This window comes from Streptomyces sp. NPDC088747, assembly GCF_044751025.1.
Classification (GTDB): Bacteria; Actinomycetota; Actinomycetes; order Streptomycetales; family Streptomycetaceae; genus Streptomyces.
Window position 1 is genome coordinate 66367 of record NZ_JBIVKZ010000009.1, and the last position, 26144, is coordinate 92510.

Annotated in this window: 21 protein-coding genes and 1 pseudogene; 10 read left to right on the forward strand and 12 right to left on the reverse strand. The window is 71.6% G+C overall.

Annotated features, from left to right (window positions below):
- Window positions 1–194: 194 nt before the first annotated feature.
- The gene (gene treZ / locus ACIP79_RS21900; RefSeq protein WP_401225780.1) at window positions 195–1940 is read left to right on the forward strand and encodes a malto-oligosyltrehalose trehalohydrolase; all 1746 of its coding nucleotides are present in this window, start codon (window positions 195–197) and stop codon (window positions 1938–1940) included.
- A 12-nt stretch (window positions 1941–1952) separates the two neighbouring features.
- On the opposite strand, the gene ACIP79_RS21905 is transcribed toward treZ, so the two are convergent.
- From ACIP79_RS21905 to ACIP79_RS21930, 6 genes are all read right to left on the reverse strand, one after another.
- Complete coding sequence (locus ACIP79_RS21905; RefSeq protein ID WP_401225782.1) at window positions 1953–2882, reverse strand: aminoglycoside phosphotransferase family protein; 930 nt, start codon at window positions 2880–2882, stop codon at window positions 1953–1955.
- A gap of 73 nt (window positions 2883–2955) precedes the next feature.
- Window positions 2956–4071, reverse strand: a complete 1116-nt coding sequence (locus ACIP79_RS21910; RefSeq protein ID WP_401225784.1) for a M24 family metallopeptidase — start codon at window positions 4069–4071, stop codon at window positions 2956–2958.
- Window positions 4072–4226: 155 nt separating this feature from the next.
- Window positions 4227–4898 carry a PDZ domain-containing protein gene (locus ACIP79_RS21915; protein WP_401225786.1) on the reverse strand — a complete coding sequence of 224 codons (672 nt, stop codon included), beginning with the start codon at window positions 4896–4898 and terminating at the stop codon, window positions 4227–4229.
- A 154-nt stretch (window positions 4899–5052) separates the two neighbouring features.
- Window positions 5053–7236: a germacradienol/geosmin synthase Cyc2 gene (gene cyc2, locus ACIP79_RS21920; protein ID WP_401225789.1), complete on the reverse strand. Its 2184-nt coding sequence runs from the start codon at window positions 7234–7236 to the stop codon at window positions 5053–5055.
- 225 nt (window positions 7237–7461) lie between these two features.
- Window positions 7462–8643, reverse strand: coding sequence for a damage-control phosphatase ARMT1 family protein (locus ACIP79_RS21925; protein ID WP_401225790.1), 1182 nt, complete (start codon window positions 8641–8643; stop codon window positions 7462–7464).
- Window positions 8636–9253 (reverse strand): hypothetical protein, encoded by a 618-nt coding sequence (locus ACIP79_RS21930; protein WP_401225792.1) that lies wholly within the window; start codon window positions 9251–9253, stop codon window positions 8636–8638. The genes ACIP79_RS21925 and ACIP79_RS21930 overlap by 8 nt, the downstream gene beginning before the upstream one ends.
- Window positions 9254–9657: 404 nt before the next feature.
- On the opposite strand from ACIP79_RS21930, the gene ACIP79_RS21935 reads away from it, so the two are divergent.
- The gene (locus ACIP79_RS21935; RefSeq protein WP_401225794.1) at window positions 9658–10593 is read left to right on the forward strand and encodes a lytic polysaccharide monooxygenase; all 936 of its coding nucleotides are present in this window, start codon (window positions 9658–9660) and stop codon (window positions 10591–10593) included.
- A 38-nt stretch (window positions 10594–10631) separates the two neighbouring features.
- On the opposite strand, the gene ACIP79_RS21940 is transcribed toward ACIP79_RS21935, so the two are convergent.
- Window positions 10632–11921, reverse strand: a complete 1290-nt coding sequence (locus ACIP79_RS21940) for a YhgE/Pip domain-containing protein (protein ID WP_401225796.1) — start codon at window positions 11919–11921, stop codon at window positions 10632–10634.
- A 685-nt stretch (window positions 11922–12606) separates the two neighbouring features.
- Between ACIP79_RS21940 and ACIP79_RS21945 the strand changes: the two genes are divergently transcribed.
- Complete coding sequence (locus tag ACIP79_RS21945; protein ID WP_401226259.1) at window positions 12607–13662, forward strand: YbhN family protein; 1056 nt, start codon at window positions 12607–12609, stop codon at window positions 13660–13662.
- Window positions 13663–14246: 584 nt separating this feature from the next.
- Window positions 14247–15041 (forward strand): annotated as a pseudogene (locus tag ACIP79_RS21950) (sugar ABC transporter substrate-binding protein).
- A gap of 73 nt (window positions 15042–15114) precedes the next feature.
- Here ACIP79_RS21950 and ACIP79_RS21955 read toward each other — a convergent pair.
- The 5 genes from ACIP79_RS21955 to ACIP79_RS21975 all read right to left on the reverse strand — a co-directional run bounded on the left by ACIP79_RS21955 (window position 15115) and on the right by ACIP79_RS21975 (window position 19756).
- Window positions 15115–16068 (reverse strand): MHYT domain-containing protein, encoded by a 954-nt coding sequence (locus tag ACIP79_RS21955; protein WP_401225798.1) that lies wholly within the window; start codon window positions 16066–16068, stop codon window positions 15115–15117.
- 229 nt (window positions 16069–16297) lie between these two features.
- Window positions 16298–16705, reverse strand: a complete 408-nt coding sequence (msrB, locus tag ACIP79_RS21960; RefSeq protein ID WP_401225800.1) for a peptide-methionine (R)-S-oxide reductase MsrB — start codon at window positions 16703–16705, stop codon at window positions 16298–16300.
- A 25-nt stretch (window positions 16706–16730) separates the two neighbouring features.
- Entirely contained in the window at window positions 16731–18125 is a 1395-nt protein-coding gene (gene murC / locus ACIP79_RS21965; RefSeq protein WP_401225802.1) for a UDP-N-acetylmuramate--L-alanine ligase, read from the reverse strand.
- A gap of 229 nt (window positions 18126–18354) precedes the next feature.
- Complete coding sequence (locus tag ACIP79_RS21970) at window positions 18355–18828, reverse strand: indole-3-glycerol phosphate synthase (RefSeq protein WP_383686553.1); 474 nt, start codon at window positions 18826–18828, stop codon at window positions 18355–18357.
- Between the two features lie 133 nt (window positions 18829–18961).
- Entirely contained in the window at window positions 18962–19756 is a 795-nt protein-coding gene (locus tag ACIP79_RS21975) for a pyrimidine reductase family protein (protein WP_401225804.1), read from the reverse strand.
- Window positions 19757–19793: 37 nt separating this feature from the next.
- Between ACIP79_RS21975 and zapE the strand changes: the two genes are divergently transcribed.
- The 6 genes from zapE (at window position 19794) to ACIP79_RS22005 (ending at window position 25972) form a co-directional block, all read left to right on the forward strand.
- Window positions 19794–20897 (forward strand): cell division protein ZapE, encoded by a 1104-nt coding sequence (zapE, locus tag ACIP79_RS21980; RefSeq protein ID WP_401225806.1) that lies wholly within the window; start codon window positions 19794–19796, stop codon window positions 20895–20897.
- A gap of 155 nt (window positions 20898–21052) precedes the next feature.
- The gene (locus ACIP79_RS21985; RefSeq protein WP_401225809.1) at window positions 21053–21400 is read left to right on the forward strand and encodes a hypothetical protein; all 348 of its coding nucleotides are present in this window, start codon (window positions 21053–21055) and stop codon (window positions 21398–21400) included.
- Window positions 21401–21474: 74 nt separating this feature from the next.
- Entirely contained in the window at window positions 21475–22053 is a 579-nt protein-coding gene (locus tag ACIP79_RS21990; protein ID WP_401225812.1) for a carbonic anhydrase, read from the forward strand.
- An 8-nt stretch (window positions 22054–22061) separates the two neighbouring features.
- The gene (locus tag ACIP79_RS21995; RefSeq protein WP_401225815.1) at window positions 22062–23516 is read left to right on the forward strand and encodes a SulP family inorganic anion transporter; all 1455 of its coding nucleotides are present in this window, start codon (window positions 22062–22064) and stop codon (window positions 23514–23516) included.
- A 139-nt stretch (window positions 23517–23655) separates the two neighbouring features.
- Window positions 23656–24516: a slipin family protein gene (locus tag ACIP79_RS22000; RefSeq protein WP_401225818.1), complete on the forward strand. Its 861-nt coding sequence runs from the start codon at window positions 23656–23658 to the stop codon at window positions 24514–24516.
- A gap of 88 nt (window positions 24517–24604) precedes the next feature.
- Window positions 24605–25972: a PhoX family protein gene (locus tag ACIP79_RS22005; protein WP_401225821.1), complete on the forward strand. Its 1368-nt coding sequence runs from the start codon at window positions 24605–24607 to the stop codon at window positions 25970–25972.
- Window positions 25973–26144 lie beyond the last annotated feature (172 nt).

Below are 26144 nucleotides of genomic sequence, written 5' to 3' on the forward strand. Positions count from 1 at the left end.
ACGGTGACTGCGTCCGGCCATACCGTTTCGGATGGCGAACACGCGGCGAAAGGGTGGATTGGAAAGCGAACCGATCTCGCGTCAAGCACCATGGACGGGCTACGTCACGGTGAGCAGACAACGGTTGAGCAGACAACCGTTGAGCAGAACACGGTTGAGCAGAACACGGTTGAGCGGACAAGGGGGAACCGTCTGTGCGGTTCGAGGTGTGGGCACCGCAGGCCGCCCGGATGACACTCCACTGCGAGGGTGCCACGCGCGCGTTGGAGCGCGATCCGGAGCGGGTGGGCTGGTGGACGGGTGACGCGGAGGCCCGGGACGGGACGCGGTACGGCTTCGCGGTGGACGACGGCCCCGTGCTGCCGGATCCCCGTTCCCGCCGCCAGCCGGACGGTCCCGACGGGCTGAGCGCGGTGGTGGATCCCGAGCTGTACGACTGGCGGGTCCCGTGGGCGGGCCGGCCGCTGCCGGGAGCGGTCCTGTACGAGCTGCACGTGGGGACGTACACCCGCGAGGGCACCCTCGACGCCGCCGCGGAGCGACTTGGTCATCTGCGGGAACTGGGCATCACCCACATCGAGTTGATGCCGCTGTGCCCGTTCCCCGGGCGGCACGGCTGGGGTTACGAGGGTGTGTCGCTGTGGGCCGTGCACGAGCCCTACGGCGGTCCCGAGGCGCTGAAGCGCTTTGTCGACCGGGCGCACGAGTTCGGGCTCGGTGTCGTCCTCGACGTGGTGCACAACCACCTCGGACCGTCCGGCAACTACCTGCCCGCGTTCGGGCCGTACTTCACGGACACCCACCAGACGCCCTGGGGCTCGGCGGTGAACCTGGACGCGCCGGGCTCGGACGAGGTGCGGGGGTATCTCGTCGGCAGCGCGCTGGCGTGGCTGCGCGACTACCGTCTCGACGGGCTGCGGCTGGACGCGGTGCACGCCCTGCGGGACACCCGCGCGCTGCACTTCCTGGAGGAACTGTCGACGGCGGTGGACGGCCTGGCCGCCGATCTGGGCAGGCCGCTCTTCCTGGTCGCCGAATCGGATCTGAACGACCCCCGGCTCTTCGCCTCCCGCGAGCAGGGCGGTCTCGGACTGCACGCCCAGTGGAACGACGACTTCCACCACACCCTGCACACCGCCCTGACGGGTGAGTCGCAGGGCTACTACGCGGACTTCGCGCGCGCCCCGCTCCCGGCTCTCGCCAAGACCCTGACGTCCGGCTTCTTCCACGACGGCACGTATTCGAGCTTCCGGGGGCGCGCCCACGGCCGCCCGCTCGACCGTACGCGCGTCTCGGCGCACCGGCTGTTCGGCTACACCCAGACCCACGACCAGATCGGCAACCGCGCCCAGGGCGACCGGCTGGCGGCCTCCCTCTCCCCCGGGCTGCTGGCCTGCGCCGCCGCGCTGATGCTCACGGGGCCCTTCACCCCGATGCTCTTCATGGGCGAGGAGTGGGCGGCGTCCACGCCCTGGCAGTTCTTCACCGACCACACCGATCCCGAGCTCGCCGAGGCCGTACGGCGGGGCAGGCGCCGGGAGTTCGCGGCGCACGGCTGGGCCGAGGAGGACGTACCGGACCCGCAGGACCCGGCCACCCGGGACCGTTCCTGTCTGGACTGGTCGGAGCCCGAAGTGGCCCTCCACGCGCGCGTGCTGGCCTGGTACCGCGACCTGATCGCCCTGCGCCGCGACCAGGCCGACCTCTCGGACCCCGATCTCGCCGCGGTGAAGGTCGCCTACGACGAGGAGGGCCGCTGGCTGGCCCTGCGGCGCGGTGACGTCCGGGTGGCCGTGAACCTCGCGAAGGAGACGGCGGCGATCCCGCTCGGCGTCCGCAACGCGCGCGTGCTGGCCGCCTGGGAACCGGTCGACGCGCCGGGCGAGGACGGGGTGCTGAACGTGCCGGGCGAGTCGTGCGTGGTGCTGCGGCAGGGGTGAGCCCGCGGCGGTTCAGTCGCCGTCGGTCAGCTCGGTGACCCGTTCCAGCAGGATCGCCTCCCAGGCGCGGCGCAAGCGGGTCCGCAGCAGGGCGACGGGGGTGTCGCCGCGGCCCCGGAGGCGGTCGGCGAGGCGGATCACGGTGTCGCAGCGGGAGAGCCACAGGCCGCGCAGGCAGGGGCGGGCGCCGTAGCCCGCGAGGGTCGCGGCGCGTACGGCCGCGGGCGCGCCGACGGCGGCGGCGAGTCCGGCGATGTCCTCGGTGGGGTCGCCGACCGTCGCGGCGGTCCAGTCCAGGACGCCGCGCACCCGGCCGTCGGCGCTGACGACCAGGTGCTCGCCGCTGAGGCCGTGGTGCACGAGCACGGCGGTCCCGGGCTGGACGCCGAGCTGGGCGGCGGCTGCCGCGGTGAGCTGGGCGAGCCGGGCGGGGTCGAACTCGTCGGCGGCGGCGAGCCGCGCGGCGGCCTGTTCGGCGGACGTCCGCAGCGCCTCCAGGGAGCGCGGCGCGACGCGTGGCACGCCGAGCGCCTCGGCCTGGCGTACGGGCACCTCGCGCAGCCCGGTGAGCAGCGCCGCGAGGTCGGCCTCGCCGAGCGCGGAGACGTCCTGCTCCTCACCGGTGACGCCGGCCAGTCTGGTGTCGAGGGTGTAGCACAGTCCCGCGGACCAGTCGCCGTGCGCGACGCTCGCCGGGACCGCGATCCCGATGTGCGGGCGGACCAGGTCGCGCAGCCGCAGTTCGCGGCGCCGTCGTGCGGAGGCCTCGCGGTCCGGGGCCAGCCGCAGCACATGGCGGCCGCCGACCCACCAGGTGGCGGGTTCGCCGCTCTCGGCGACGGGCCGGACGTCGGGTCCCGTGCCCGCCGCGCGGTCGTCGGCGAGCAGGGTACGGACCAGTCGGCGGACGGCGTCCGCGGTCGGTGTCGGTGCCTGGTTCATGGTCGCGCCACTGTCGTTCGGGGACGTGGGTGCCGGGCGGGAGGCAACTCCCGGCCGGGGAGGAAGCCGCCGGTCAGTCGACGATCACCAGCTCCCGGGAGGTGGTGTTGAGACGGCGTCCGCCGTCCTGGGTCACCGTCACGATGTCCTCGATGCGCACACCGAAACGGCCGGGCAGATAGACGCCGGGCTCCACGGAGAAGCACATTCCGGGTACGAGGGGCAGTTCCTCGCCCTCGATCATGTACGGCGGTTCGTGCGTGGTGACGCCGATGCCGTGTCCGGTGCGGTGGATGAAGTACTCGCCGTATCCGGCCTCGGTGATGACCGCGCGGGCCGCCCGGTCGACGTCCTGGCAGGCGGCGCCGGGCCGCACCGCGTGGAAACCGGCCTCCTGCGCCGCGCGCACGACGTCGTGCACCTCGCGCTCCTCGGCGTCCGGTTCGCCGACGTGCACGGTGCGGGAGGTGTCGGAGCCGTAGCCGTGCTTGAGGCCGCCGAAGTCGAGGACGACCATGTCGCCGTGCTCGATGACACGGTCGCCGGCCTCGTGGTGCGGGTTGGCTCCGTTCGGGCCCGAGGCGACGATGGTGAAGTCGACCTGGGAGTGCCCGAACTGCCGCAGCAGCGCGGCGACATCGGCCGCCACGTCCGTCTCCCTGCGGCCCGCGAAGGGAACCTTCCTGACCTCCTCGTACGTCGCGTCCGCGGCGGCGCCCGCCGCCGCGAGCCGGTCCAGTTCCGCCGGGTCCTTGACGGCCCGCAGCATCGGCAGGGCCTCGGTGAGGGCGATCTGGCCGACGGCCGGCAGCCGCCTCTGGAGGGCGAGCAGGTGCAGTGCCCAGGTGTTGTCGCTGACGCCGAGGCGGCCGGAGGCGGGAAGAAGGGCGGCGGTCGCCTCGTACGGGTCCTTGCCGTCGGTCCAGTCGCGCAGGGCCAGGGTGGGGGCCGCCGCTGCCGCGTCCGGGGCCTCCAGGGCGGGCACGACCAGGACGGGATCCTGACCGGCTCTGAGCACCAGCACGGTGAGCCGTTCGGTCTCCACGGGGCGGTAGCCGGTGAGCCACACCAGGTCGGGCCCCGGCGCGACCAGGACGCCGTCGAGCCCCGCGTCCGCGGCGGCCTCGGCCGCGCGCCGCATACGCGTCTCGTAGTCGTCCGTGGTGAAGGGCGCGGGCGTGCCGGTCATCCATGCCTCCGTCTGACCCGGATTCCCCAGGGGGCTACCGGCAGCATCCTGCCCCTCCGGCGGGACGGGCGCGAGCCGGTCGATGCCACCGTGTGGGCTTTGTCATGGTCGGCCACTGTCTGTCCATCAACTCTACGCCCGGCCCTCGCCCGCTCTCAGGTCACGAATCCCGGGGTCGCCGAGAGCTGCTGCCGGGTGCCGTCCGCGTGCCGCACGGTGAGGGTGGCCGCGGTGCCGGGCCTGGCGGCGGCGACCGCCCGTGCCAGGTCGGCGGCCCCGTCGACGCGGGTCTCCCCGTAGGCGAGCAGGATGTCGCCGCGGACCAGGCCCGCCGTGTGTCCCGGCCCGGGGACGTGGACACCGACGACGAGCGCGCCCTCGCCCTCGTCTCCGGGTACGTCGACGGCCTCGACGCCGAGCGTCGCGCGCACGGACTCCGTCTCCGGCCGCTGCTCCTCCCGGGACTCCCCCGCCTCCGACCCCTTCGCCTCCGACTCCCCCGCCTCCGACCCCTTCGCCTCGGGCTCCTTCGCCGGAATCGAGCTTCCGGTGCCCGGCGCGGACCTGGATCCGCTCGGCGGCGCGGCGTCGGCGGCCTGCTTCTGGAGGTCGGCCAGCTTGCTCATCCCGATCACGGTGGCGCCCACCGTGCCGAGGCCGACGCCCGACAGCACCAGGACGGCCCCGACGAACAGTCCGAAGAGGAGGGTCACCAGCCTTCGGCCGCGTCGCCGCGCGGCGTGCGGACGCCGGGTGCCGGCGGCCGGCCGGCCGCCGCCCGGCTCCTGACCGGGCATCGGCTTGGGACGCAACGCGGTCTGTTCCATGGATCGCCTCCGGCGGATGCTCTGTGGATCTCCCCCGGCTGTTGCTCTACCCGGCTCCCGGCCACGGGACGATTCACGAACGAGTGAGACTGCCACGGGCGTTCGAGAGCGAGCCGCCGCCGGGAGCCGGCCACACCGGCACACCCGCGCCGGCTCAGACCGACGCGGACACCTGGGCCCCCGACCAGTTGAACGGCAGCGCGGACGCCTGGTCCGGTACGAAGCCGTGGGCGCGGCGTGCCAGGTCCGCGGCGCCGTACCGGCGGCAGTCCTGGTGCCATTTCAGGATGCTGGCCATCCAGTTCTCCAGCTCCACGACATAGCCCCGCATGATGCCGCGCACCTCTTCCGAGAGCTTGAAGTCCTCGTACAGGATGGGCAGTTCATGGGCGGCGACATGCTGGAACTGCTGCATGCGCTGGGTCATCAGGTCGTGGATGATACTGAGCGCGGTCGGGTAGTCGCAGCCGAAGAAGTTCTGCACGACGAGGATGCCGTTGTGCACCTCACCCTCGTACTCGATCTCCTTCTGGTACGAGAAGACGTCGTTCAGGAGCATGGCGTAGTCCATCGCGGCGTTCTCCAGCGACCGGATGGGGCCGCTGCGGTAGACCTCCGGCGGCACCGTCCGGCCGTGGCCGATGCGGCACAGGCTCATGGTGAGCTGGGAGCCGAAGGTGGCGCGGCGCATCTCCAGGTAGTCGACGGGGTCGGGGATGCGGTGCTGGATCTGATTGGACAGCTCCCACAGCCAGCTCTCCGTCATCACGTCGACCGCGGACCGGAACTGGCGCCGCTCGTCGGTGTTCATGTCCGCGGCGGTGCGCTGCCAGAGGTCCATGAGGCCGCGCTCCATGCCGTTGGCCGGGACGGGGACCGGCTCGCCGTCGACGGGCATGCAGGCCGACAGCCGCTCGGTGACCAGTTTGGCGGTGACCAGGTCGCGGCGGTTGCCGAAGACCAGCGGGTAGTAGTCGTCGCCGTAGGTCCCCCAGGCCAGCCACTGGGAGCTGACGTCCAGGGCTTCCGGCGTCGCGTCCGCGTGGATGCCCGCGGCGCACAGCGGCAGGTCGTAGGCGAGGAGTTTGTCCTCGTCCCAGACGCCCTCCTGGAGCATGCCCATGGCTTCCATCCAGCCGGTGAGCCGGTCCCGGGCCCCCGCCAGATGCGGGCTCAGCGTCACCGCGAACGGCATCTGGAAGTCCGGGAGTTGCGAGGGCCCGACCTTCTGGAACGGGACGTGGGTGTACGAGCGCAGCCGCTCCGCGCCGGCCGCCGAGAGCAGCGCGCCGACGTCGACGGCGGACGTCCCGAGCCCGGCGGCGCCGAAGCGCTCACCCTGCTGGACGGCGCCCTTGTTCATGTAGCGGCTGGACCGCAGGTGCCATTCGTGGCCGCCGGACTGCCAGTCCTGAAGTCCCCGCGTGTACGCGGCGATCGCCGCGACCTCGTCCGGGGCGAGCCCCTTCTCCAGGGCCAGCGCGGGCACTTCGGTGAACGCCGTGTGCTCGAACTGGTGCAGCCGGGAGGTGAGTACGTCGTTGACGGTGTCGGCGGCCTCCTGGGTCGTGCAGTCGAAGAAGGTCTCCAGGACGAGGACGCCGTTGCTGAGCTCGCCCTCGTCCCCGACCTCGCGCTCGTACGAGAAGAGGTCGTTGCGCAGGTGCACCCCGTCGGAGAACGTCTCCATCAGCACCCGCAGCGGCCTCGACTCGGCGACGGCCGCGGGGACTTCACGCGTCGCGTACTCAACGAGCCCGGCCGACCAGGGGGCGCCGCCCACCTTGCGGCGCATCTCGATGTACTCGACGGGGTTGGCGACCCGGCCCTCGTTGATGTTGGAAAGCTCCCACAGCGACTCGTTCAGCAGGTGCTCGGTGGAGACCGCGAACCGCCTGCGCCACTCCAGGGACATCGAGGGCACCGTGCGCGCCCAGAGGTCGGCGAGCCCCGCCTCGACGGGGTTCTCCGGCTCCGGTACGGGAGTCGAGAGGTCGAGCGGCATGAAGAGCGGCAGCCGGTCGAGGTATGCCTTGCCGCCGTCGCGGTCCTGGCTGCGTTTGAAGATCTCCAGGAAGTGGTCGTCGAAGAAGAACACCCACACGTACCAGTCGGTGATGAGCGAGAGTGCCGGGCCGTCGCAGTCGGGGTGCGTGTACGCGCAGAGCAGCCCGTAGTCGTGCGCGTCGAGATCGGACTGTTCCCAGATGCCGGAGCCCTCCAGCATGCCCATGCCGCGGGCCCACTCGACCGTGTGGGCGCGCGCCTCGTCGAGGTGCGGGTTCAACCGCGCCTGGTACGGCATGTAGAAGTGCGGAAGTTCGAACGGCTGCGTCATGGCCGGGCACTACCCACGGCCCTCCGGGGGCATCCACCGGCCCGGACATGATCACACCATCGCGTGAATCCCCGGGAGAACGTACGGCACACCGGCGAACGTCGTGCCGTCGGGTGGGCGCGCCGGTTCGGACCACCGGCTCGCGTGGCAGGACGTGCGGGTCGGCTGGTCTCGGGCGGGGCGGGGCTCCCGGGGGCGCTGAGGCACCGGGAGGGCCGCCGCTTTTCACCGTCTGGCCTGGATCAGCGCGTGGGTGCCGCTGGTGCGCCAGCGGTGTTCCTCGGCGGCGTCGAGCGCGGCCTCGGTGCGGGCATCGAGACCCACGGTCACGTCGGACTTGAGGGTGCGCAGGGCCGCGACGGGGCCGGGGAAGTACGCGGTGGTGGCCGCGAACGGTGTCGTGGCGGGCCGGTGCCTGTCGCCGATGAGCCGGCGGTAGTTCAGGTCACCTTTCAAGATAGTCACGTCCGCCCCGGCGAACTCCTCGCGCAGGTCCCGCGGCATGTCGGCGTACGGCAGGGGTGCGCAGGAGAAGGGGTGGGCCCGGAGCGTGAGACGGCCCTCGGTCATGGCCGACCAGAGGCGGTGGCCCGCCTCGTGTGCGGCGCCCTTCGCGGCGACGAGGTGGCGCAGCGCGTCGACCACGTCCGCGGTCGTGGCGTCGGAGACGTAGTACGGGTACGGCTTTACATGCAGGACGGCCCGCCCGGCGCGCCCGTGCCGCAGGAGGTGGTCGATGAGGAGCAGGTCGGGGATGAGTTCGCGGCCCGCGTTGTCCGCGACCACACAGACGGTGCCTCCGGCGAACAGGGACCACAGCAACTCGCTTTCGTCGGAGACGAGTTGTGAGACCCCGGACGACTCACCGCCGGTGCCGGCCAGCCGGAATCCGAGGTCCGCGCGGTTGCCCCACAACGAGCCGTGCAGCAGCGCCTGTTCCTGCTCCTCGACCGGCCGGTGCGCGAGTTCGTCGAGGGCGGCGAGCTCCTCCGCCGCCTCCGGGGTGTCGAGCTCGGCGAGCTTGAACGGACGGAAGGGGTCGACGCCCTTCCACGGCCCGTCGGCGAAGTACCCGACGGCTTCGAGGAGTTGGCGGTAGAAGTAGCTCTCCGACCACAGGAAGGGCACCTCGAACCAGGACCGGCCGAAGTACTCCCGTCCCCACACCTCCCACCGCTCACGGTCCGCCGCCCCCGCCCCGAGCGGTTCGATGACGCCCTCGGCGCAGTTCTCCAGCAGGGCGTCGAGCGCGCGGCGCCGCTCGGGCCCGTACGGGAAGGCGTCCCGCACCTTCCGGATGAGCGCCGGATGCCGCTCGGCCAGCACGCTCCACGGGAACGAACCCGGCACGTCGCTGAGGATCACGGGGGCTGTCGCGGTCGCGCGACCTGAATCGGCGTCAGGCATGGCGGTGCTGTCCTCCGGTGCGGGGCAGGGCCTCGGCGGGCACGGTGGCCTCCCTGGCCTTGTCATCGGGGGCGAGCCGGTCCGCGTACCCCGCCGTGGTCCACATCAGCTTCTTGAACTGCTCGGGGGTCAGCGTCCCCTGCCACTCGGAACCGTCCGGGCACCAGACCGAGTCGCATGCGGAGCAGTGGTACGCCGCCCGCCGCATCCGCTCGGGGCGCGGTTCACCGACGTTCACGACGTCCCTCTCGCGCGCCTCGCCACGGATCACGACGATGGTGACGACGAACAGGATGACCGCCCACAGCACTCCGCCGACCGTGTAGAGCGGGTTGTCCTGCTGCGTACCGGTGTACGCGAGACCGACGCCCAGGCCGGCGATCACCGTGCCCTCGACGAAGTGCAGGAAGGAGTCGAAGGCGTCCGTCGATCCGGGCGACGCGGCCAGCCGGTCGGGCAGGCTGCCCCGCTCCGGTTCTCCCCCGCTCCGCCAGTCGTCCTTCTCGTCGGTCCTCTCCTCGGCGCAGGCCCGCTGGACCGTCCGCACCGATGATCCGCCGCACCCCGGACAGACCACGTCAACCGCCTCCTGGGCCGCCTCGTTCGCCATGCCGCCACACTATCCGGCGTGCGCGAAGGCCCTGCGGCAGCCGGGAACAGGGGCGCCGCGGGTCGCCGTACGAGAGAAGCCGGGACGCGGAACGACGGTCGATTCCCCGCGTCGTCGTGAACACGGGGCGCCTGGTTCCCGTACTTCACCGTGCGGGTGCGGCCGCTCAGGTGATGCGGTGCGGCCGCACCGGCTTTTCCCCACCCGCCCGCTGTCCCGCCGAGCCCGAACCGCGACCGCCCCCGACGCTTCCGACCCCGCTCGGCCCCGCGTTCCCGCTCGCCCAACCGCCCGTGACACCCGCATAACCCACTCACCCGTCTCACCCGTCTCACCCACCTCACCCGCATCACCCGCATCACCCGCATCACCCGCGTTCCCGACCCGCCGAGGAGATCCACCGGATGACCGCACACCGCACCGCCGCCGCGGCCGCCGTCGCCGTGGGGCTGCCCCTGGTGCTCACCGCGCTGGCCGCCGGGCCCGCCCAGGCACACGGCGCGCCGACCGATCCGGTCAGCAGGGTCGCGGCGTGTTCGCCCATGGGCGGCGGCAACACGGACACGGCGGCCTGCGCGGCCGCGATCGCCGCGAACGGCGGGCCCTTCACGGCCTGGGACAACCTCCGCGTCGCCGGTGTCAACGGCCGCGACCGCGAGGTGATCCCCGACGGGCAGCTCTGCAGCGGGGGCCTCGCCGAGTACAGGGGCCTCGACCTCGCCCGCGCCGACTGGCCCTCGACCCGCCTGACGCCCGGCGGGTCCTTCACCCTCAAGTACAGCTCGACGATCCCGCACACCGGGACCTTCAAGCTGTTCCTGACCAAGCCGGGCTACGACCCGAAGCGGCCCCTGAAGTGGTCCGACCTGCCGACTCAACCCTTCGCCACCGCCACCGACCCGGCTCTCGTGGACGGCGCCTACCGCGTCGACGCCACGCTGCCGTCCGACCGGAGCGGGCGTCATCTGCTCTACACGATCTGGCAGAACTCCAGTACGTCGGACACCTACTACTCCTGCTCGGACGTGGTCTTCCCGACGAGGAGCACGGCGGGGTCCGGGGACGGGGCCGCCGCACCGGCGACCTCCTCGCCCGCCGCCGTGCGGACACCTTCACCCACCCCGCCGAAGACCCGGGAACCTCGGAAGTCGACCACTCCGGCCGAGCGGACGCCCGCCCGCGCGACCCCTTCCACCGCCATGAAGACCGCCGCGGACAACCTCACCCCCGTCGCCGACAGCGACACCGGCGGCATCACGACGCTCCCCCTCGTCGCGGGCGGCGCGGCGGCGTTCCTCCTCACCGCGGGCGTCGCCCTCACCCTCTGGCGCCGCCGCTGATCCGGTGGGCCCACCGCAGCGTCAACTCCCCCGCGGGTTCAGGTGGGTTGAGGAGTCAGCCGGTGCAGGCCCCTGCGGTCGTAGTAGCGGGTCATCGCGAAGCCGAAGAGCAGCGCCAAGGCGGAGCCGATCAGGATCATGAGCCAGGCGCGGGTGAGGCCCGCGTCGGCGCGCGCGTCGAAGAAGAGGATGGCGCGGACGCCGTCGCTGAGCTGGCGCATGGGCTCGAAGACGGACAGGAAGCGGTAGAAGCCGGGTACGGCCTGGAGCGGGACGTTGGCTCCGGAGGACGGCAGGCCCAGGACGATGAACACGAACATGGCCACGAGCTGGCCGATCCCGCCGAACGCGGCGTTGATGGCCTGGACGCCCAGCCCGACGGCGAGACTCGCGCAGTAGGAGTAGATCCACAGCAGGGGCAGGTGGGAGGCGTCCATCCCGAGGATCGCCACGGTGGCCACCATGATCAGGGTGGTGGTGAGGACGGTGAGCCCGGCGGTCATCGCCATCTTCAACAGCAGTGTCTGGGTACGGCTGATGGGCACGGTCGGGCGGCGGGTGTGCCAGGGGCCGATCTCGGTGTCCGGGTAGCCGAGGCCGCTGTCGACGCCCGTACCGATGATGTTGGCGCCCATGAAGCCGGCCAGCACGAGCAGCAGGGTGTAGTAGAACGCGGCCAGGCCGAGGCCGGTGTTCTGGCCGATGGGGTGGCCGACCTTGGTGGTGACGGCGACCGGATCGGCCAGCAGCAGCCGCTCCGTCGAGCCGGCCCGCGCGGTGGCCGGAGCCGCCGCCAGCTCCTTCCCGATGTTCAACGAGGCCTGCTGGGCGGCCTGTTGGGTGATGCGGATCGCCAGCGATGATCCGAAGCTGCCCATGCCGGGGTTGGTCAGCACGGTGATCGTCGGGCGAGCCCTGGCGTCCTCGGTGGTGAGCGCGGCGACCGAGTCGGTGAAGCCGGCGGGAACGACCAGGGCTCCGTAGATCTTCCCGGAAGCCAGTTCGTCCCGGGCCCGCGCGTCGGTGAGCCGGTGCCAGTCGACCGTTCTGGAGGTGCCGTCGATGACGGACCTGGTGATCAGCGTCCCCAGGTTCTCCCGTTGACCGGGCAACGGCTCGTCCCGGTCCGCGTTGACGATGCCGATGGGTAGGTCGTGCAGGGCGCGGTTGGGATTGACGATGCCGCCCATGTAGAGCAGGGACAGCAACAGCGCGAGCAGCCCGGTCAGCACGGTGGGTACCAGCCACAGCTTGGGCAGGCGCAGCAGCCTGCTCGCCCGCGCCGGGGCAGGGGTCTCACGGAGCGGCTGTCCGCTGTCGTCGGCCATGGTTCTCCCTGGTACTGGGCGGCACGGGTGCGTCCCGCCAGGATGTGGGCCGACCCGACGACGCCTGCCCAGCGACTCGCCGCCGACGGCTGACACCACGCTTGCGCGCGACCGCACGGCGGATCCCGGGGCCGCCGTCGCCTCCTGGAGCGGTGGCGGCCCCTCCCTCGGTCCGGCGCCGCGCAGCCGTACGGAGTTGTCGCCGGGCTCCGGCCTCGCGCCGGGGGCGGCAGCCGGAGCCATACCTGAAGGCGGCAGGCGAGCGCCGGACCCGGCCTCGGGACGGTGGGCGGTGGGCGGTGACTGGTGACCGGTCGCTGGTGGCGGATCGCCGACGGACGGTAGCCGGGGAGCATGGTCGACGGGCGGCGAACAGTGGCCGACGAGGGTAACCGGAGTGACCAGTGACCGACGAGGGTAATGGGACCTAGGCGGCCGGTATGCGGTCGCCGGTGGTACGTGACGCGTGGCCGCGATCGACAGGTTGCGGCGGCCAAGTCGCCAAGGCTCCGACGTCGCGTCGGTTTCCGGTCACCCTGTGGTCACGCGGGCGGGGAACGCTCCCCGCGTCCCCTCTTGCCTCGCCTTGTATCCGTCCGACCCGTGACCCCGCGGGACGCGACGCGGAAGGACGACGTGCGCCGTGTCCCAGATCCGGATCGACGAGCTGTCAGGGCCGCTCACCCTGACGCTTGCACCCTCCCCCTGCCCAGTCCCCTCCCCCGCGACCCCTTCCCCCTCCCTCTCCCCTTCCCCTTCCGCCCCGCCCTCCCCCGTCACCTCTCCTTCCGCCTCTCCCTCTCCCTCCCCCGCGCGCCATCTCCGTCTCGCGCTCAGCCTCGTGCCGCTGCTGCTGATCGGCGCGTGGGCCGCGGTTGACTGGCGTGCGATGCACGACGGGACGGCGCGGCTGGCCTCCGCCGACCCGTGGTGGCTGCTGGCCGGGCTGGCGTTCACCTGCCTGTGCTGGGTGAGCGCCTCCGTCACGCGGCAGGGAGCCATCCCCGAACGGCTTCCGCCGGGCCCGCTGCTCGCCTCGCAGTTCGCCGCCGGCGCCGCGAACCACGTACTGCCTGCCGGGATCGGCGCGCACGCCGTCACCCTGCGCTTCCTCCAGGGCCGCGGCATATCCCTCGCCAGGGCCACCGCCTCGCTCGCCCTGTACTCGCTGGTGAGGCCCATCGCGAAGCTCGTGCTGATCCTCGTGTTCCTGCTCGCGTTCCCCGGCACCCTCCAGATCGGTCAAGTCGTCCCGGACCGGCAGACGTTGCTGCTCGTCGGCGCGGGCCTGCTCGGCGCCCTCGCCGCGACCGCCCTGCTGGTGACGTTCGTACGCCGGTTGCGGCGCCCCCTGCTGGACTTCGTGCGCACCGCCCTCACGGACGCGCGGATCCTGCACACCAGGCCCAGCCGGGTGATCGCCCTGTGGGGTGGTGCGGCCGCCTTCCCGCTGTTCCAGGCGGGCGTACTCGCCTCGGTCGGGGCCTCGCTCGGAATGCCGCTGCCCTGGCCGCACGTGGTCTTCGCCTACCTCGCGGCCAGCGCCGTGGGCGGAGCCGTGCCCGCTCCGGGCGGTATCGGGCCGGTGGACGCGGCGCTGGTGATCGCCCTGGTGGTGTTCGGCGCGCCGATGACGCTCGCCACCGCGAGCGTCATCGGGTTTCGCGTCCTGACGGTCTGGCTGCCGCTGCTGCCGGGCGCGATCGTGCTCTCCGCCCTCGTCCGACGCAAGGTGCTGTGAACGAACCCCGCGTGAATGCCCCGTCCGGTGCGGTGCGGCGCGAGGAACTGCGAAAAACGAGCCGCTGTGAAAAACGAGTCGCTGTGAAACGCCCGACGCGGCGCCGCCCTACGAGGGCACCGACGGTACCGAGGGCCCTCCCGGCCGCTCTCCCGCCCTCCCTGACGCCCTCACCACCAGTACCGACGGCCTTGACGGACGGTGGTGCGGAGCCCGGTGACACCACCGGCCCCCGCACCACCGTCCGTTACTCATTGCGCAACATCACCTTGCGTACCGCGAGGGGTGAGGTTCGGCCACCCGCCGGTACCGTCAGCCGCCGTCGCACGGCTTCCCCATCGCGTTACCGGACTGCAGGCGTCCGGGCTGCCGCGAATCGGGCCGCTTCCCGCCCGCCAGGAAAGGCGCCACATCCATGCCTCTGTCCCCCCGGCCACGAAGAGCACTGGCCGCGTCGGCCGTCGGCACCGCGCTGGTGCTGAGCGGCTGCGCACACAGCCGCAGCCCCGTATCAACTCCGGCCCCATCACCATCGGGTTCGTGAACGCGCCGACACGGCGTTCCACGCCTGTCTGCGCACGGCGATCGAGGAGGAGGCAACCGCCCAGCGCGTCGTGCTCCACACCGCCAACTCCCGGCAGGATCCGGCCACGGAGCTGTCCAACATCGAGGACATGATCGCCAAGGACGTCGACGCGGTCATCGTGCAGACCGTCAACGTCAACGCGCTCAAGGACGACATCGCCAAGGCCAGGAGCGCGAAGATACCCATCTTCCTGACGTCCTTCGTCCCCGACGACACGTAGGACCTCCTCGGGGCGGTCGTCGTCGACCTCAGGAAGGTCGGGTCACTGGACGCCGACTGGGTCGCCAGGGACGCCGCCGGACAGCAGGTCGAGGTCGGTGTCATCGCCGGGGCGCCAGGCGCCGCCTCCGATCTGCTCACCTCCGGCTTCACGGAGCAACTGCCCGCCAACGCCAAGGTGGTGGCGAACGAGCCGGGCATGTTCAATCCCGTCAAGGCACAGGCCGTCGCCGCGGACATGATCGAGGCCCATCCGAACCTGCGGTACGCGTTCGTCGCCAACGAGGAGATGGCCTTCGGCGCCCGCAAGGCGTTCGACGCGGCCGGCGCCGAGGACGTGAGGATCGCGACGGTCAACGGCACGGACGAGGGCCTGGCCGCGCTCAAGGACGGCCGCTTCTCCGCGACGGTCACCAACTCGGCCATGAAGATCGGTGAGTTGGCGCTGGAGAACACCGTCGACCTGCTCCACGAGTACAAGCAGGTCGAGAAGATCACGGACCTGCCCATCCGTCTCATCACCAAGGACAACACGGACCTGGCCCCGATGTACTGCGCGCCGGAGAACGACTGAGAGGCCCCGCACCATCAGAGACGGAGGTACGTGCCACCAGAGACAGAGGTACGTGCGACCCGGCCCCGCCGGTTCACCGACGACGCGGCGGCCTCGACCCCGGATCGTAGGCACGCGGCCGGTTGTCGTCCGGCGCCCCGAAGAAGGACCCGGACTGCGCGGACGCCGACCCGGCAGCAGCCGCACCCCCACCCCGGGCGGAGGCTCCCCGTCCACCCCGGGCGGCAGCCCCGTCTCCCCCCTGGTCGGCGCCCCCGCGCCGACCCTGGACAGGACGGCTCCAGTCCCCGTCGCCGAGAACCAGCAGCGGGTCGAACATCACCACCACCCCCGCCAGCAGCAGGAAGGTGACCGGTCCGATCAGCATGGGAAGCAGCAGCGAGTAGGCGGAGCCGCCCGACCACGACGCGCCGCCCGACCCGTTGTGCAGGTGCACGCTGACGGCCGCCATGCCCGTGTAGTGCATGCCGGTCACGGCGACGCCCATGACGAGGCTGGCCCCCAGGCTCGCCTTGAACCCGCGGATACTGACCGCGGCCCAGAGCGCGGCCGTCGCGGCGACGACGGCGATCGCCACCGACAGCCCGACCGTGACCGCGTCGTAGTGCAGACTGCCGTTCACCTGGATGGCCGCCATGCCCACGTAGTGCATGACCGCGACCCCGAGCCCGGTGAAGGTGCCCGCGACGAACAGGGCCGTCGGGCTCGACCCGAAATGGCCGACCGCGAAGACCCCGATGCCGACCACGGCTATCGCCACCGCGAGGCTGAGGATCGTCAGGCCGATGTCGTAGTGGATACGCGATTCCTGGACCTGGAAGCCGATCATGGCGATGAAGTGCATCGTCCAGATGCCGCACCCGATGGACGCGGCCCCGAGCGCGAGCCAGCCTGGCTGCCAGGCCCCCTCGGTGCGCAGTGACCGCGTGATGCACCGCAGCCCGAGCGCGGCCCCCAGACAGGCCATGACGTACGCGGCCACCGGTGTGACCATGCCGTAACTGAATCCGTCGACTGTCCCCTGCATACGCCAACATCCCCCCGGACAACGGCCGTTGTGGAGATCCTGTGTACTTGCCATGAGAGTGCGGGGCAAGACGTGCCGACTGGATTCGCTATTAACTTCTTGTCACGGCAGCCCCACGCGGAGCATGCACAGCAGGCCGCGCCGGTCACGGACTGCGTGAGCACAGTCCGGCCGGCGCGGCCGTGAGCGGTGTGGATCAGCCGGGCGTCGGGCGCCCGGCTGTCGGGCCTCAGCCCTCGTCGGGCGTCAGACGCAGCGAGATGGAGTTGATGCAGTACCGCTGATCGGTCGGCGTCGCATACCCCTCGCCATCGAACACGTGTCCGAGATGTGACCCGCATCGCGCACACCGCACCTCGGTCCGCACCATCCCGTGCGACCGGTCCGCGATCAGCTCGACCGCGTCGGTGTCCTTCGGGTCGAAGAAGGACGGCCAGCCGCAGTGCGACTCGAACTTCTCCTTGGAGGTGAAGAGTTCGGCGCCGCAGGCACGGCAGGAGTAGACCCCCGTCGTCTTGGTGTCGGTGTACTCACCGGTGAAGGCGGGCTCGGTGCCCGCCTTGCGCAGCACGGTGTACTCGGACGGGGTCAGCTCCGCGCGCCACTGCTCGTCCGGCTTCTCGATGTCGTACGACATGATGCTCAACCCCTCGCACAAACGGTTACGGCTGCTTCGTCAGGCGCGCCAGGATCTCGGGACCGAGATCCGTCACATCGCCCGCGCCCATGGTGAGAACGAGATCACCGGGCTTCGCCATTCCCGAGACCACCGACGGCACGTCCGCCCTGTCGTGCACCGGCGTCACGTCCGCGCCCGCGGCCCGCGCCGCCTCGATGATCAGCTCGCTCGTGACGCCCGGGATCGGGTCCTCGCGGGCCGGGTAGATGTCCAGGACGAGCGAGGCGTCCGCCAGTGCCAGGGCCTGGCCCATCTCCTTGCCCAGCTCCTGGGTCCGGGAGAAGAGGTGCGGCTGGAACACCACCAGGATGCGCCCGGAGGAGCCGGCGCGCATCGCCTCCAGGTCCGCCGTCATCTCGGTCGGGTGGTGGGCGTAGGAGTCGACGACCTGGACGCCGGCCTCCTCGCCCTTCAGCTGGAGGCGGCGCTTCACGCCGGTGTAGGAGGCGAGCGCGGGGGCCAGCTCGGCGGCCGGGACGCCGAGCGCGACGCCCGCGGCCAGCGCGGCGACCGCGTTGTGCGCGTAGTGGCGGCCGGGGACCGAGACGGCGAAGGTCAGCTCGGCGCCGTCCAGCAGGACCGTCACCTCGCTCTTCAGCCCGTGGGGGACGACGGAGAGCACCCGGACGTCCGCGTCCGCGGATTCGCCGTACGTCACCACCGCGACACCGCTCGCCCGCACCCGCCGGGTGAGCTCGCGCGCGCCCTCGTTGTCCGCCGAGATCACCAGCGTGCCGCCCTCGGTGACGCGGCCCACGAAAGTCTCGAAGGACTCGTAGATCTCTTCGAGCGACGCGTAGTTGGCGTGGTGGTCCAGCTCCGCGTTGAGGATGATCGCGACCTCGGGCGCGTACTTGTGGAAGCTGCGGTCCGACTCGTCGGCCTCGGCGACGAAGATGTCGCCCTCGCCGTGCAGGGCGTTCGAGCCGGGGGCGTCGAGGTCGCCGCCGATCGCGTACGACGGCCGCAGACCGAGCGTGGAGAGCGAGACGGCCAGCATCGAGGTCGTCGTCGTCTTGCCGTGGGTGCCCGCGACGGCGATCGGGCGCAGCCCGTCCATCAGGCGGGCGAGGGCGTCCGAGCGGTGGACCACCGGGATGCCGAGCTCCGCGGCGCGGGCCAGCTCGGGGTTGTCCGTGCGGATCGCGGAGGAGACGACGACGCAGCTGGCGTCGGCGGCGAGGTGGTCGGCCGCGTGCCCGATGTGCACCGTCGCACCCAGCGCGCGCAGGGCCTCGGCGGTCGCGGAGTCCTTCGCGTCACTGCCCGCGACGGTGGCCCCGCGCTGGGCGAGGATCTTCGCGATCCCCGACATTCCGGCGCCGCCGATGCCGATGAAGTGCGGTCGGTCCATGGCGGTAGGAAGGCCGGGTGCCATGCGTGTGTCTCCCCAAGATGCGGTACGAGGCTGAGCGCGCCCACGAGCGGAGCGCGTCCCCAGCCTATTCCGTACGGCGTCCGGCACCTCGCAAGGGGCGCCCACGGGGACGCCGGAAAGGGGTGCGGGGAACCGCGCGGCCGACCACGGCGCACCCGCGCCCGCACCCCGAAACGCACCCCGTCCCCACGGCCCGGCGCCCCCGGCCGGGCTCAGCGGCAGCGGACCGTCACGCCTTGCTGTGCGAGAACAGCTTCAGCACCGGTACGCCCACCTTGTGGCGAGCGCGGGAGGCCCAGTCGCGGTGGAAGAACTCCTCCACGTAGTGCGGGTCCGTCAGCACGATGACCTCGTCGGCGTCGATCTCCGCGACCAGCGCCTTCAGGGCGTCCAGCGGGTGGTCCTCGATGAGCCGTCCCTCGGCCTGGCTGCCGGTCGCGCGCAGCGCCACCAGCGACACGTCCAGGGCACGCCGGCCCTGTCCGACGGCCTCCTCGCCCTCGGGGGTCTCGTCCTCGTGGGCCGCCTCGTCCAGCTCGCCGAGCGCGACGTCGTCGATGGCCCTCAGCAGCCGGTCCGCCTGGTCGCCACGGGGCTGGAGCAGCACGTGGAAGGCGACCGTCTCCTCACCGTGCAAGGTGGTGACGAACTCCACGTCGGCGGTCGTCAGGGCCTTCTCGATCATCAATACGCTTGTGAACACGACAGGCGCCCTTCTCCTTCGTGGGCCGTTCCCAGGCCCCTGCGGAAACCATCCTGCCCCGTAACCGCACGGGGTCTGCGAGATTTAGTGTGCCCAGCCGAAGAAAAACGGAACGGAGTATTCCGCCGACCTGTCAGGACCGGTGGTATCGGCCGTACAGAAACCCGTCTTCCTCCAGCAAGGACGTCAGTTCGAACCTTTTCGGAACAGTGATCGTAGGCCCTCCGGCGATCCGCTGTGCGTCCCCCACCGAGAGCATCGGGGAGAGGGCCAGGCAGAGCTCGTCGAGCACCTCGGCCGCGACCAGCTGGCCCAGCAGGCGCGGGCCGCCCTCGGTCAGCAGCCGGGTCATACCGAGGTCGCCGAGCGCGCGTACCGCACGGGCCGGATCGACCCCCGTCCCCTCCCCCGCGATCAGGACCCGCACGCCCGCCTTCTCGGCGGCCGCGACCCGGTCGGGAGGGGCCCCGGCACCCGTGAGGACCAGCGTGGGCACCAGCGGCGAGACGAAAAGCGGAAGCGAGAAGTCCAGCTCCAGGCTCGCGGTCACGATCGCGATGGCGGGCGCCGGCCCCTGTCCGGCCGCGTCCCTCCGCTCCGCGAAGGCCTCACGCGCGCGTGCCGGGCGGTAACCCTCCTGGCGTACCGTTTCCGCACCCACCAGGACGACGTCCGCGAGCGCGCGGAGCACCCCGAAGATCCGCATGTCGGTGTCGCTGGAGATGGGCCGGGAGCGTCCGTCGTGCTGGGCGGCGCCGTCCAGCGTCGACACCATGTTGGCGCGCAGCCAGGGCTCGCGTACGTCGGGGTAGGCGTAGGCCTCCGCCAGCTCCGCCAGCTCCCACTCCCGGTCCGTCACCCCCGCGTCCGGCCCTCCGCCGGGGGCCTGGGCTGCTGTTTCGTAGGTCACAGGGAACAGGCGTCGCATGACGTGCAGTGTGGCACGGCCCGTAGAGTGGGGGACCGTGTCGACCTCCACCAGCTCCGCCGGGTTCGGTCCGATAGCCGGAGCTACCCCGCTGTCCCTGTGCGCCCGTGAGCCGCGCGTACCCGCGGACCGGCTCGTCGCCGAGATGGTGCCGCCGCCGCGCTTCGACTCGGTCCGCTTCGCGACGTACGTCCCGGACCCGAACCAGCCGAGCCAGCCCGAGGCCGTCCGCGTCCTCAGCGCCTTCGCGGCCGGTCTGGGCGCACCGCACGCCGCGAAGGCGGGCAGGCGCGGTCTGTTCGGCTTCGGGAAGGCCGCCAGGCAGGCCGCTCCCGCCGGGCCCCGCGGCGTCTACCTGGACGGCGGATACGGCGTCGGCAAGACCCATCTGCTGGCCTCCCTCTGGCACGCCACCCCGGCGGAGCCGGAGCTCAAGGCCTTCGGCACCTTCGTGGAGCTGACGAACCTGGTCGGCGCGCTGGGCTTCCAGCAGACGGTCCGGACGCTGAGCGGCCATCGGCTGCTGTGCATCGACGAGTTCGAGCTCGACGACCCCGGCGACACGGTCCTGGTGTCCACTCTGCTCGGAAAGCTGGTCGACGCGGGCGTGGCGCTCGCCGCCACCTCGAACACACTGCCGGGCAAGCTCGGTGAGGGCCGGTTCGCCGCCGCCGACTTCCTGCGCGAGATCCAGGGTCTGTCCGCGCACTTCCGCCCGCTGCGCATCGACGGCGAGGACTACCGCCACCGCGGTCTCCCCGAGGCCCCTTCGCCGTTCTCCGACGAACAGGTCACCAAGGCCGCGTACGCCACCGAGGGCGCGTCCCTCGACGACTTCCCGCACCTGCTCGACCACCTCGCGCGCGTCCACCCGAGCCGGTACGGCGCGCTGACCGACGACCTCAGGGCCGTCTGCCTCACCGACGTCAAGCCGATCCCGGACCAGTCGACGGCGCTGCGGCTGGTGGTGCTCGCGGACCGGCTCTACGACCGCGAGGTTCCGGTTCTCGCCTCCGGGCTGCCCTTCGACCGGTTGTTCAGCGAGGAGATGCTGAACGGCGGTTACCGCAAGAAGTACTTCCGAGCCATCTCCCGGCTCACCGCTCTCGCACGGGACGCCAAGGGGCTCGTAAAGGAGTAGAGGGGCTCGCGCTTGGGACTGGATCACGCCACGCGCCCCTCGCTTTTCAGCTCACTTCGGGGTGAAACACGAAGTTAACTCTGCAAACAACCGGTCGCGTTACCGTAGAACTTGACGCTGACTGTTGACGTGCGTGAGCAGCCGGGAGGGGGCCCATGCCACGAGGTAAGACGGCCCGGACCCTGTTCGTGGCGTTCGCCGCCATCCTGATGAGTCTTCAGTTCTTTGCTCCCACACAGGCGTTCGCATCCGTGCAGAAGAGTGAGGCCGTCGTCGCCTGCGGCGAGTCCGAGCAACCGCAGAAGCAGAAGGCGGCACCATCGCTCCGCTCCCGTGACCGGAGCCGTGACGACGACCTCGTACCCGACGCGCCCGCCCGCGCCCTGCTGGCGAGTGATCCGGCGGCGGTTCATCCCCCAGCACCGCCCGGCGACGCCTCCGTCCACCCTTCCAGATCCTCGACCGGCCGTTGCGCGGCCGTACTTCAGGTCTTCCGCTGCTGAGCCGAGTCCCTTCCCCCCACGCTTCGTTCTTGTAGGCCGACGCGCCCCAGAGGCGCGCCAGGAGGAACTGACACATGCAGCCCCTCATCGATCACGCCCGCGCGCACGGACAGCGCCCGGAGCGGTTCGCCCAGCTGGCCCAAGGCCAGTCCCCCCAGGTCCTGTTCATCACCTGCTCCGACTCCCGTGTCGTCCCCGCGCTGATCACCGGCGCCCGCCCCGGTGAGCTCTTCGAGCTGCGCACCGCGGGCAACATCGTCCCGCCCCACACCTCCGGACGCCCGACCGCCGAGGCCGCCACCGTCGAGTACGCGGTGGACGTGCTCGGTGTCACCGAGATCGTGGTCTGCGGCCACTCGCACTGCGGGGCCGTCGGCGCGCTGGTGCGCGGCGACGACCTGACCGCCGTACCCGCCGTGCGCGACTGGCTCGCGCAGGCCGAACCCCCGTCCGACGCACCGGACAACGACCCGGCGGTGGCCGAGCCGGTGCGCAACCACGTCCGCGCGCAACTGCTCAGGCTCCGCGCCTATCCATGCGTGGAACGAGCCCTGGCGGCGGGCCGACTGCGCCTGCACGGCTGGTACTACGAGGTCCACACCGGCGCCGTACAGGCGCACCGGACGGACACCGGCACCTTCGAGGCGCTGTGAGCCGCGCGATGAGCTTCCCGCATCTGCGGCAGGACTTCGCCGCGTCCGTCGTCGTGTTCCTCGTCGCCCTGCCGTTGTGCGTGGGCGTCGCCGTCGCCTCCGGAGTCCCGGCCGAACTCGGCCTGGTCACCGGCATCGTGGGCGGTCTCGTCACCGGGATGATGCGTGGCAGCAGCCTCCAGGTGTCGGGCCCGGCCGCCGGTATGACCGTGCTGGTCCTCGAGGCAGTGCGGGAGTACGGCCTCGCCGTCCTCGGAGTCGTCGTGCTCGCCACGGGTGTCCTCCAACTCCTCATGGGCGCACTGAAGTTGGGGCGCTATTTCCGGGCCATCTCGGTGGCCGTCGTCGAAGGCATGCTGGCCGGCATCGGTCTCGTGCTGATCGCGGGCCAGCTCTACTCGATGGCGGGCCTGAAGGCGCCGGCCTCCGGTGTCGGCAAGCTCGCGGGGCTGCCGGGCGCGCTCGTCGACGTCGTGCGCAGCCCCGAGGCGCTGGCGTCGGTCGCGGTCGGCGCCGGGACCGTACTGGTCCTCGTGCTGTGGAAGCTGCTGCCCCGGCCGGTGCGTACGGTCCCCGGGGCGCTCGCCGCGGTCGCGCTGGCCACTCTCGTCTCCTGGGCGTTCGCCCTGCCGGTGGCGAAGGTCGAGGTGCGGGGGCTGCTGGGCTCGATACACCTGCCGACCGCCGACGCGCTGGGCGGACTCGGCAGCGTCGGGGTGCTCGGCACCGTCCTCGCGTTCACCCTGATCGCGTCCGCCGAGTCACTGTTCAGCGCGGCGGCCGTGGACCGGCTGCACGACGGTCCGCGGACCAAGTACGACAAGGAGCTGATGGCGCAGGGCGCGGGCAACACCGTCTGCGGGCTGCTCGGCGCGCTGCCGATGACCGCGGTGATCGTCCGGAGTGCAGCGAACGTCCAGGCGGGCGCGCGGACGAAGGCGTCCCGGGTGCTGCACGGCGGCTGGCTGCTGCTCTTCGCGGCGCTGCTGCCGGCCGCGCTCGGCGTCATTCCGCTGCCCGCGCTGGCGGGCGTCCTGGTGCACGCGGGCTGGCGCCTGATCCCGCTGCGCGAGATCGTCTCGCTCTGGCGTGAGCACCGCGGCGAGGCGCTGATCCTGATCGTCACCGCGTTGTCGATCGTCGCGGTCAGCATGTTCGAGGGGGTCCTGATCGGGCTCGCGCTGGCCGTGGCCAAGACGGCGTGGGAGGCCTCGCACGTGCGCCTCGACGTGGTGGACAAGGGCGCCGGACCCGTCCAGGCACATCTGTCGGGCAACGCGACCTTCCTGCGGCTCCCGAAGATCCTCGACAGCCTGGAGGCGCTGCCGCAGGACCGGCCCGTCGAGCTGGACCTCTCCGGCCTGCACCATCTGGACCACGCCTGCCGGACCGCCCTGGAGAACTGGTCGGCCCGGCACAGCTCGGCCGGGACCGACCCCGTGAAGGTCACTTCGAGGTCCTGACCCCAGGGCGGAATCCCGCTCGGCAAGGGCCGGGCCCGCTTCACCGCGGGCCCGGCCCTCCGACGTACATCCCCCGCCGCACATCCTCCGACGTAGAGTAGACATACAAGTCATACCGGGCGACTCGAAGGGGGTCGTCATGCTCCAGGAACTACTGGTCGCCGGTGTCGCGGTCGGCTCCGCCGGCCTGGTGTACGCCGGGGTGGCGGCCCGGGTCGTCAAGCAGTACGAGCGGGGTGTGGTGCTGCGGCTCGGGCGGCTCCGGGGAGAGGTGCGTCCCCCGGGGTTCACGATGGTCGTCCCGGGCGTGGACAAGCTGCGCAAGGTCAACATGCAGATCGTGACGATGCCGGTGCCCGCGCAGGACGGCATCACCCGGGACAACGTGACGGTCCGGGTGGACGCGGTCATCTACTTCAAGGTGATCGACGCGGCCGACGCCGTCATCCAGGTCGAGGACTACCGCTTCGCGGTCTCGCAGATGGCGCAGACCTCGCTCCGCTCGATCATCGGCAAGAGCGACCTCGACGACCTGCTGTCCAACCGCGAAAAGCTCAACCAGGGGCTGGAGTTGATGATCGACAGCCCGGCGATGGGCTGGGGTGTGCAGATCGACCGGGTCGAGATCAAGGACGTGTCCCTGCCCGAGACGATGAAGCGGTCGATGGCCCGGCAGGCGGAGGCCGACCGCGAACGCCGGGCGCGGATCATCAACGCGGACGCGGAACTCCAGGCGTCCAGGAAGCTGGCCGAGGCCGCCGGGGTGATGTCCGAACAGCCCGCCGCGCTCCAACTCCGCCTGCTCCAGACCGTGGTGGCGGTCGCCGCCGAGAAGAACTCCACCCTCGTCCTGCCCTTCCCGGTGGAACTGCTGCGATTCCTGGAACGGGCGCAGGTCCAACAGGTGCCCACGCAACCGGAGTCGGCGCCCCGACAGCCGCACAAGCCGGAGCAGGAGCCGCGGCCGGGAACCGCGGCGGAACCCCAGCCCGAGGAGTGACGGAAGCTACGCGCGTGGTTCCGGTGGCGCCGACCCCGTGGTACACCGGGCAACTCACAGTCCTGTCCGCCAACAGGAAGGTTGCCCCATGTCCGCGACACGACGTCAGATGCTCGCCCGAACAGGCGTGCTGGGCGCTTCGATCGCCTTCGCCGGAAATCTCACCGAGCTCTTCGCGGGGAGCGCCGCCGCGCAGAGCCTCGGCCACACCGGTTACGGCCCCCTGGTCACCGACCCGGAGGGACTGCTCGACCTGCCGAAGGGATTCCGCTACCGGGTTCTGTCCCGCGAGGGTGACCCGCTTCGTTCCGGCGAGGGGGCGGTACCCAGCAACCACGACGGCATGTCCGCCTTCACCGGCAGGCACGGCCGCGTCCACCTGGTCCGCAACCACGAGAACCGTGTCGCATCGAGGATCCCGGTCCCGACGATCGCTGGCCTGACGTACGACCCGGTGGGCGAGGGCGGCTGTACGTCCCTCACCCTCGACAGCCGCGACCACGTACTGTCCGAACGCGTCGCTATCGCCGGAACCGCGGTCAACTGCGCGGGCGGGCCCACCCCTTGGGGCACCTGGCTGACCTGCGAGGAGACCGAGGACAAGGCGGGCACCAACGGCTACACCAAGGACCACGGCTTCATCTTCGAGGTCGACCCGGTCGACCCGCACCGCACCGGGGCCGTCCCCCTCACCGCGATGGGCCGCTTCCAGCACGAGGCCGTCGCCGTCGACCCGGAGCGAGGGATCGTCTACGAGACGGAGGACGCGTTCCTCCGGCCCTTCGGTCTCTTCTACCGCTTCCTGCCCAACAGGCCCAAGGGCGGGGTCGGTTCGCTGCGCGCGGGCGGAAGGCTCCAGGCGATGCGCGTCCCCGGCGTACCGGACCTCTCCTCCGTCCAGGAGATCGGGGCGGCCTTCGACGGCGTCCAGTGGGTGGACGTGCCGGATCCGCTCGCGGCCCAGACCCCCATCCGCCTCCAGGACTTCGGACCGAAGGGCGTCACCCACGCGCAGAAGCTGGAGGGCTGCTACTGGGGCGGCACCTCCGTCTACTTCGTCTCCTCCTTCGCGCACAGCGCGGAGGGCTCGGCCGGCGACCACTACGGCCAGATCTGGCGCTACGACCCCGCTCGGCGGCGTCTCACCCTCGTCATCGTCTTCGGCCCCGGCACCGACGTCCAGCTCCCCGGCGAGTCCCCCGACAACATCTGCCTCGCACCCAGCGGCGGCCTGATGGTCTGCGAGGACGGCAGCGGCGCGCAGCACGTGTACGGCGTGACCCGGCGCGGCGAGGTGTACGCGATGGCGCGCGGCGCGCAGAACATCGGCACGCCACAGGCCCCCGAGTGGGGTGAGTTCGCGGGCGTCACCTTCTCCCCGGACGGTGGGACGATGTACGTGAACTGCTACACACCGGGGACGACGTTCGCGGTGACGGGCCCCTGGCGCGGCTAGCTCGCCCCGCACAGCACCGATCCGATCGGCGTCATGAGGGCGGCCGGCATCGAGTAGCGGCTCCTGGTCCCCAGCCGCACCATCGAGGGACACGGCCGGAAGGGGTGCACGGTGGCCAAGAAGGACGCCAAGAAGGACGGCACGAAGGACGCCGAGAAGAACGGCAAGAGGC

Excerpts from the sequence above, each read along its gene's own strand:
- ACIP79_RS21905 (WP_401225782.1), bottom strand. The coding sequence starts at position 2,882 with ATGAACCAGGCACCGACACCGACCGCGGACGCCGTCCGCCGACTGGTC.
- ACIP79_RS21910 (WP_401225784.1), bottom strand. The coding sequence starts at position 4,071 with ATGACCGGCACGCCCGCGCCCTTCACCACGGACGACTACGAGACGCGT.
- ACIP79_RS21915 (WP_401225786.1), bottom strand. The coding sequence starts at position 4,898 with ATGGAACAGACCGCGTTGCGTCCCAAGCCGATGCCCGGTCAGGAGCCG.
- cyc2 (WP_401225789.1), bottom strand. The coding sequence starts at position 7,236 with ATGACGCAGCCGTTCGAACTTCCGCACTTCTACATGCCGTACCAGGCG.
- ACIP79_RS21925 (WP_401225790.1), bottom strand. The coding sequence starts at position 8,643 with ATGCCTGACGCCGATTCAGGTCGCGCGACCGCGACAGCCCCCGTGATC.
- ACIP79_RS21930 (WP_401225792.1), bottom strand. The coding sequence starts at position 9,253 with ATGGCGAACGAGGCGGCCCAGGAGGCGGTTGACGTGGTCTGTCCGGGG.
- ACIP79_RS21935 (WP_401225794.1), top strand. The coding sequence starts at position 9,658 with ATGACCGCACACCGCACCGCCGCCGCGGCCGCCGTCGCCGTGGGGCTG.
- ACIP79_RS21940 (WP_401225796.1), bottom strand. The coding sequence starts at position 11,921 with ATGGCCGACGACAGCGGACAGCCGCTCCGTGAGACCCCTGCCCCGGCG.
- ACIP79_RS21955 (WP_401225798.1), bottom strand. The coding sequence starts at position 16,068 with ATGCAGGGGACAGTCGACGGATTCAGTTACGGCATGGTCACACCGGTG.
- msrB (WP_401225800.1), bottom strand. The coding sequence starts at position 16,705 with ATGTCGTACGACATCGAGAAGCCGGACGAGCAGTGGCGCGCGGAGCTG.
- murC (WP_401225802.1), bottom strand. The coding sequence starts at position 18,125 with ATGGCACCCGGCCTTCCTACCGCCATGGACCGACCGCACTTCATCGGC.
- ACIP79_RS21975 (WP_401225804.1), bottom strand. The coding sequence starts at position 19,756 with ATGCGACGCCTGTTCCCTGTGACCTACGAAACAGCAGCCCAGGCCCCC.
- ACIP79_RS21985 (WP_401225809.1), top strand. The coding sequence starts at position 21,053 with ATGCCACGAGGTAAGACGGCCCGGACCCTGTTCGTGGCGTTCGCCGCC.
- ACIP79_RS21990 (WP_401225812.1), top strand. The coding sequence starts at position 21,475 with ATGCAGCCCCTCATCGATCACGCCCGCGCGCACGGACAGCGCCCGGAG.
- ACIP79_RS21995 (WP_401225815.1), top strand. The coding sequence starts at position 22,062 with ATGAGCTTCCCGCATCTGCGGCAGGACTTCGCCGCGTCCGTCGTCGTG.
- ACIP79_RS22000 (WP_401225818.1), top strand. The coding sequence starts at position 23,656 with ATGCTCCAGGAACTACTGGTCGCCGGTGTCGCGGTCGGCTCCGCCGGC.
- ACIP79_RS22005 (WP_401225821.1), top strand. The coding sequence starts at position 24,605 with ATGTCCGCGACACGACGTCAGATGCTCGCCCGAACAGGCGTGCTGGGC.